The 7510-nt window shown below is 58.0% G+C and carries 4 protein-coding genes; all 4 read right to left on the reverse strand.

Annotated elements, in window-relative coordinates:
• Position 1: 1 nt before the first annotated feature.
• Positions 2-2788 (reverse strand): isoleucine--tRNA ligase, encoded by a 2787-nt coding sequence (gene ileS / locus K1Y02_08795; GenBank protein ID MBX7256446.1) that lies wholly within the window; start codon positions 2786-2788, stop codon positions 2-4.
• A 252-nt stretch (positions 2789-3040) separates the two neighbouring features.
• Complete coding sequence (locus tag K1Y02_08800) at positions 3041-3871, reverse strand: class I SAM-dependent methyltransferase (GenBank protein MBX7256447.1); 831 nt, start codon at positions 3869-3871, stop codon at positions 3041-3043.
• Between the two features lie 41 nt (positions 3872-3912).
• On the reverse strand, positions 3913-6510 hold the full coding sequence (locus K1Y02_08805) for an RNA-binding transcriptional accessory protein (protein ID MBX7256448.1): 2598 nt from the start codon (positions 6508-6510) through the stop codon (positions 3913-3915).
• A 65-nt stretch (positions 6511-6575) separates the two neighbouring features.
• The coding region (locus tag K1Y02_08810; GenBank protein MBX7256449.1) for a hypothetical protein at positions 6576-7510 on the reverse strand (935 nt) is incomplete at its 5' end.

Raw genomic sequence — 7510 nt, forward strand, 5'->3', positions numbered from 1 at the left:
GCTAGAGGACTCCCAGTTGTTTCGCACACACATGGCAAATACTTGGGTGCTTGGCGATGGTTCCCACGGACTCCCGAACGTGCCAACAACGAACACACTTGGCACCGGGCGCTTTCTCCACGCGCACCTTGATCTTCTCGACGGACTCCGTAGCCTCTTCGGACTGCGGCTCGACCGTCGTTTGAGACACGATAAATATGTCGTTCAACTGGCCTGCGTACCGGCTGAGAGTCTCCGCCGCGTACGCGGAACCGGGCACTATCGCCAGCGCCGCTTGCAGCGACGACCCGATGAGGCCCGCGCGGCGCGCCTCTTCCAACTCTTTCGAAACCACCCCGCGAATGCGAAGCAGTTCGTCCCAGCGCGCGGCCGCCTCCGCCGAAAGCGAGTACTCGGCCTTCACGCCCGGGAACGCCGCTAAATGAACGCTTTCATGCGCACGAAGATGACAAGGCAAGTATTGCCACGCCTCGTCGCACGTAAATACCAAAACCGGGGCAAGCAGTCTCAAAAGATCGCCAAGTATCTCGGCGAGCGCGGTCTGCGCGGCCCGGCGTTCACGCGAATTCGCGGCGAACGTGTACAGACGATCCTTCAGCACATCCAAATAGAAGGAACTCATATCCACGGCGCAGAAATTGTGCGCCGCATGGTACACGATATGAAAATCGTAGTCCTCGTAGGCTTTCAGCACGCGTTGCTTCAGCAATTGAGTACGGTGCAAAGCCCACTGGTCAATCTCGAGCAATTGGCCGAAGGGCAGCGCGTCCTTCTCCTCAAAATCGCTAAGATTTCCGAGCATATACCGGAACGTCCAGCGAAACCGCTTGTAGGCATCTTCTTGCCGCGTCAGGATTTCATCGGAAATGCGGATATCCTGGCGATAGTTCTCGCCGGTCACCCATAGACGAAGGATGTCCGCGCCATGCTTCGACAGGAGCTCCGGAAGCCCCACGTAGTTGCCGAGCCGCTTCGACATGGCCTTGCCTTCGCCATCCACGACGTAGCCATGGGTCAATACTTGACGATACGGCGGTTCGCCCTTGGCCGCAACGGCGGGGATAAGAGACGACTGGAACCAGCCGCGATGCTGATCGCTGCCTTCCAAATACATGTCCGCGGGCCACGTAAGCTCCGGAAGAATCTCGCATACCGCTCGATGGCTCGCGCCAGAGTCAAACCATACGTCGAGAATATCGGTTTCGTGAACGAAATCCGTCTCACCGGAGACGGGGCACTTCGCGCCTTTCGGCAGCAGCTCGGAGGACGGCGTGTCGAACCAACGATCGATGCCGTCATTGGCTGACAGGGCAAGATCTTCGATGCGCTTGAAGGACTCCGGAGTGGCATAGACTTCTCCACTCTCTTTTCCATAGAAGACGGGGATGGGCACGCCCCACGCGCGCTGCCTGCTGATACACCAGTCAGGCCGCTGAGAGATCATGCCGTGGATGCGTTCCTTGCCCCACTCGGGAATCCAACGTACCTGCTCGATGCCTTTCAGCGCCCGCTCGCGAAGTCCGTTATGGTCCATGTTGATGAACCACTGCGGCGTCGATCGGAAGATGATGGGGCCGCTGCAGCGCCAACAATGCGGGTAACTGTGCTCATAGGGTTCATGATGCATCAACGCATGCTCGCTTCGAAGGTCTTCAACTATGCGCTTATTGGCATCGAAGACCATCGTTCCCGCGTACACGCCCGCATCCTTCGTGAATACCCCCGAATTGTCTACGGGAGAGAACGGCGCAATTCCGTAACGCGAACAAACGACATAGTCATCGTGACCGTGGCCGGGAGCGGTGTGAACGCAGCCCGTTCCCGCATCGAGCGTTACGTGTTCGCCAAGGATGATCGGACACACCTTCTCGGGGAAGAAGACGTGACGATACGTGTAGTTCTCAAGGTCTTTACCGGAGAACTTGGCGACTGTCTTGAAGTCGGTGACGCCACAGGCTTCCAGAGCAGCCGACGCAAGAAAACTCGACATGATCAGCGTCTCGCCGTTCACACGAACCGCGCTGTAGTCGTAGTCGGGATGCACGGTGATCGCCAAGTTGGCGGGCAAAGTCCACGGAGTCGTCGTCCAAATGACGTAATACGTGGGACCATCGATACCCGGCAATGGCTTTTCGGCCTTGAACTTCACGAATACGGAAGGAGACGTCTTGTTCGCATACTCGACTTCCGCCTCGGCCAAGGCCGTACGGCAGTTGGGACACCAGTAGATCGGCTTCAGACCGCGATAAATCGCGCCCGTTTGGTAGATTTCACCGAACACCCGAATGATAGTCGCCACATATTCGGGACTGAGCGTAAGGTACGGCTTGGCCCATTCTCCGGTGATGCCCAGCCGCTTGAAGCCTTCGCGATGGATGTCTACGTATTTGAGCGCGAACTCGCGGCAAGCCCGGCGAATCTCAGCCTGCGACATGGTTTTCGCTTTGTCGCCCAGCTCGCTCACCACCTTGTGCTCGATGGGCAGACCGTGGCAATCCCAGCCGGGGACATACGGCGCATCGAAACCGGCCATCTGCTTGGACTTCACGACAAGGTCTTTGAGTACCTTGTTGAGGGCATGACCGGAGTGCAGCTCGCCGTTGGCATAGGGAGGACCGTCATGCAGGACAAACTTCGCGCGCCCCTTGGCAATGCGGCGCATTTGTCCGTATAAGTCACTCTCGTCCCAGCGTTTGAGGATTTCCGGTTCGCGCTTCGTTAGGCTCGCGCGCATCGGGAAATCCGTTACGGGCAGATTGACAGTATCTTTATAGTCCTTTTCGGACATTGCGGTAGTTGCTTCGACGGTTTTCGATGATTCAGACACAGCACAGATTACTCCAATAAGCGGCGGACTGTAACACAGGGCAACGGGGAAGTCAAGCGAGACAGCGCATAAAGCGCATAATTAGCAGATAAAACTTCGATCTACGCTAACCAGTTCTATCTGCCGTTGTGACGTTCACTGGCGGCAGAGTCCGCCGCCTCTACTCCGCACTGGTTACATGAGAAGGTCAAGTGTGTTCGTGAGAAATCCGGGCTACCCCTTTCGAAACACCAACGCCGCAAGGCCATGGTTGGTGAGAGTCTCAGGCCCTTTCTCAACGGGTACGACCTTGCGATGCGCCCAGTACGGATCCAGCGTCTTCGTCATCAGGCTGGTGAGGGAACGTGGCGAGGAAGTGCGGGCACAGTACGCGGCGTACCATCCCGGCTTGCGTTCTTGCCAAACGGAAACCGCCATAAGACGCAGTCCACAGGGACGTATTACGCGGCGCTGAAGCGACGGCCAGTCGTAGAAGCGGCTGAAGAATGCCGCTCCGCTCACGTCGCGCGTTTGCCGTCCATACGGATCGTGGTCGAACCAGATTTCTCGATAGGTTGGGACGAGCGGCGTGGTGATCACGGCGGTCGCGCCCGGAGTCATGATTCGCGCGAGTTCCTCCATGAACTCGGTGTCTCCTTCCTCGCCTCCGACATGCTCAATCGCGCTAACAGAATAAACGAAATCGAAGCATTCTCCAGGAAAGGGGAGCGACCTGCCGTCGGCCAGACACGGAAATGCCCTCTGGGCACCAGGGACACGCACTGCAACCATTTCCGGAGACGGGGCAATATCGACGGCCGTAACTCGAACATCGTTGCGAGTTGCGAGGAGTCGGGCAAGAAGCTTGGGACTACCGACGTCGAGAACGCGTTGCTGGTTCTCATACGCGGCGAGTACGGCTCGGAACTCCCGGTAGCGCCACAAATCGACAGGACACGCTAGCAATCGAGCTCCGTGGAGGCGGGTCGATGGAGAATGCCGAAACGACTGGCAGCCCCAACGCAACCCTTCACGCCAAAGCGTGAACGGAGACTGAAGGCTCATGGCTATAGGATCCCGCTATCGGGTGACACAACGATTGGTCATCAACCGCCAAGCTTGTTCTTGAGAGCGGCAAGTTGATCGGCCAGTTGGGTATTCAACAGACCACCGCCATCGCCAAAAGTGCGCGACTTGTCTCCAGTCTGATGATGCTGCTTCCCCCCGGATCGAACGGCGCCGCGTAGCGCAGCGTCTTGCTCCTTCTCGCGACGGCGCGGACGTTGCCCTTGCGGACGACGGTCACCATCGGCCTGAGCTGCGGGACGTTGGTCGGGACGAGGTCTGCGAGAACGAGCATCCTCTCCACCACCGCCACCCTCTTGGCGCTGCGGACGATCCCGGCGTGGCGGACGTTGCTGGCCAGTGCCTTCACGCGGCGCAGCCGCATCCGACGCGCCTCCAGCCGTCTGCGGGGCTTGTCGCGTTTCACCAGAAGCGGGACGGTGCCTGCGCGGATGCGGATGTGCGTGCCTGGGTTCCGGCGGCGGCAACAGAGCTTTGATCGACAAGGAAATCCTGGGCAGCGCCTTATCAACCTTGATCACTTTGACCTTGACGATTTCCCCGACCTTCACAACGTCGCGGGGATCCTGGACAAAGCGGTTCGCCAGTTCGGATAGATGCACAAGCCCATCTTGATGGACGCCAATGTCAACGAAGGCTCCGAAATCGGTAACGTTCGTGACCACGCCCTCAATCTCCATGCCCTCTTCGAGATCTTGCACGGAATCGACGCCTTCCAAAAACTTCGGAATCTTGAATTCCGTGCGCGGGTCGCGACCTCGTTTCAACAATTCATTGTGAATGTCCCCGAGCGCGAGGCGCCCGATGGATTCGGTGGCGAATGCGGACAAATCAATCCCGTCCAGGCTCTCGGGCTTATCGACAAGCTCTCGGGGCGCGAGTCCAAGCGACTCGGCAATGCGTTCGACAACGGGATACGCTTCCGGATGGATCGAGGTACTGTCGAGCACGTTTTCTCCATTCGCGACGCGAAGGAAACCCGCGCACTGCTCGAAGACCTTCGGGCCGATGCCCGATACATCCATCAATTGCTGGCGATTCTTGAAGCCACCATGTTGCATACGCCATTCGACGATGTTCTTGGCAATGTCCGCATGGACACCGCTCACGTAGTTGAGAAGCTGCACGCTCGCCGTGTTGAGTTCGACGCCGACCGCATTCACGCAGGAGACGACCGACCGGTGCAAACCATCGCGCAACGACCGTTGATTGACGTCGTGCTGGTATTGGCCCACGCCAATATGCCGCGGCTCGATCTTGACGAGTTCCGCAAGAGGATCCTGCAAGCGACGCGCAATCGAGATGGCGCCGCGGATGGTAACGTCGAGATGCGGGAATTCTTCGCGCGCGAGTTTGGACGCCGAATAGATGGACGCGCCTGCCTCGTTCACAAAGACCCAGAATGCACCGGTCGATGGGATCTTCGCCAAAGTCTGTTTGACAAAACGGCTGACTTCTCTCGATCCGGTGCCGTTGCCAATGGCTATGGCCTGAACGTTGTACTTGGCCATGAGCGCCATAAGAACCGCTTCGGCGCCCTCGACGTCGTTTTGGGGCGGCGACGGGAAAATCGTGGCGCTTTCGATGAACGCACCCGTGTTATCGACAACCGCCAACTTACAGCCCGTCTTCATACCGGGGTCGACACCGATGACCGATATCGCTCCGGCAGGCGCGGACAGAAGAAGGTTGCGCGCATTTTCACGAAAGACGCGAATCGCCTCTTCATCGGCGCGTTCGGCAACTACCGCAATGACTTCGTTCTCGATAGACGGACGCAGAAGACGATTGTATGCGTCTTCAACGATCGCCCGGATGACTGCGGCAAACGCACTATCGGGCGACTTGAGCCACCGCGAGGTCAATTCGGAAATCAGCGTAGCATCGTCAACCGCCAGTTCCATACGGAGGAAACCCTCGCGCACGCCACGATGGACTGCGAGGTATCGGTGCGAAGGGATCTTCTCGACGGGCTCGGAGAACTGGTAGTAGGCCTCGAACTTCGTGACCTTTCCTTCGCAGTTCTTGGTGGGATGAGCGGTAATGGCCCCCTGCTTCAGCATTCGATCACGGACCAAGCGCCGTGCATCGATATCGGTAGAGACCAATTCAGCGAGAATGTGGCTCGCGCCTTCAATGGCTTCCGCGACAGAAAGCACGGCCTTCTCGGGACGTACGAACGTGGCTGCAAACTCTTCGACCGACTGGCCGGACGAATCCTGGGCCCAAATGAAGTCCGCGAGTGGCGTGAGGCCTTTCTCGCGGGCAACCGTCGCTTTCGTGCGTTTCGCTTTCTTGAACGGCAAGTACAAGTCTTCAAGCGTCGTCTTGTCGACGCAGTTCTCTATTGCCTGACGAAGCTCGTCGGTCAACTGCTCCTGCTTGACCAGCGTGGAGAGAATCGATGCGCGCCGGTCTGCAAGCGAGGCGTAGTAGTCGCGACGATCGGAGATAATCTCCAGCTTCGTTTCGTCGAGGTTCCCTGTGGCATCCTTGCGATACCGCGCGATGAAGGGAATTGTGGCTCCCCCGCCAAGCAAGTCAACTACACTGTGTACTTGCTCGGGCCGGACACCGGCTTCGCCCGCAATTAACTGAACAAATTTCTCTTCTAACATCGCGCTGAACTCCAAAGTCCCCCGTAAACTAGAAAATGTAGCAGATTTCGCCGTCGGTCACAATGTCAGTGCCCCCAGGTAAGGTTGACCTGCACATCCTCGGCCGTGTTCGGCAAGGCAATCCGAAGGGTCGACGAATCGGCATCCCAGTCATATGGGATATCCGTGTTCGCTCCGGCCTTCACGCTCACAGGCTTTTCGGGGGTCAGTATACGCACTGTCGCGGTCGTCCCAAGCGGGCCACGAAGATCGAATGTCAGCGAACTCTCGCCCACGACTTCGTGGCGCACCCGGCCACCCGCGGCAATCACCTTGGCTTTGGCCCCGGACTTCGCAAGCCAATCGAGATCGTAGAGCAGCGCCCTCTCGTTGGCTTGGAGTTTCGGGTCCTTCAACACCGACAGATTGGCATCGAACAGATTCACAAACCGTCCACTGAACGCGTGGCTGGGCTCCTCAATGACAGTCTCGTCCAGCACACTGGCCACCAGATAGGGCCCGCGACGCAGGGCGATATACGGTTGTGTCTTGAGGGACTCGCCTTTCTTGGCCAACATCTCGCTGACCAGAGTACGCACCAAGTCAGCTCCTTCGGCGGAACGCGTAAGAGAACTGGGGCTCTTCTGGACAACGCGAAGGAAGCCCTTATCAATGGATTGGGGCGTTTTGGCCGCCTCTTCCGTCGCGCCAAGACGCTTCAGCAGATCGTCGTAGGCCCGTGCGGATGTCTTGCCTTGATCGTTCCACCATTCTCGTACCCCGTGGTACGGGTCATTACCATCATCGACCAGAATCAAGGAACCGCCGTCGCGGACCCACTTTTCCAACGCCGCGTGGTATTCGGATTTCAGCGGTTTCTGATGTTCATACGTAAGCAACAGAATACGGTACGGTTCCAGGCATGCTGGATAGATGGTGTTCTCAAGTTGCACAACTTCGGCGGGCACTCCAACCTTCAACAAGGGAATGGCCAGACCGTAGAACCCTCCCAGACCCGAGT

It is taken from the genome of Candidatus Hydrogenedentota bacterium, assembly GCA_019695095.1.
Taxonomy (GTDB): domain Bacteria; phylum Hydrogenedentota; class Hydrogenedentia; order Hydrogenedentales; family SLHB01; genus JAIBAQ01.

Coding starts and splice junctions, on each gene's coding strand:
- ileS (MBX7256446.1), bottom strand. CDS start 2,788: ATGTCCGAAAAGGACTATAAAGATACTGTCAATCTGCCCGTAACGGAT.
- K1Y02_08800 (MBX7256447.1), bottom strand. CDS start 3,871: ATGAGCCTTCAGTCTCCGTTCACGCTTTGGCGTGAAGGGTTGCGTTGG.
- K1Y02_08805 (MBX7256448.1), bottom strand. CDS start 6,510: ATGTTAGAAGAGAAATTTGTTCAGTTAATTGCGGGCGAAGCCGGTGTC.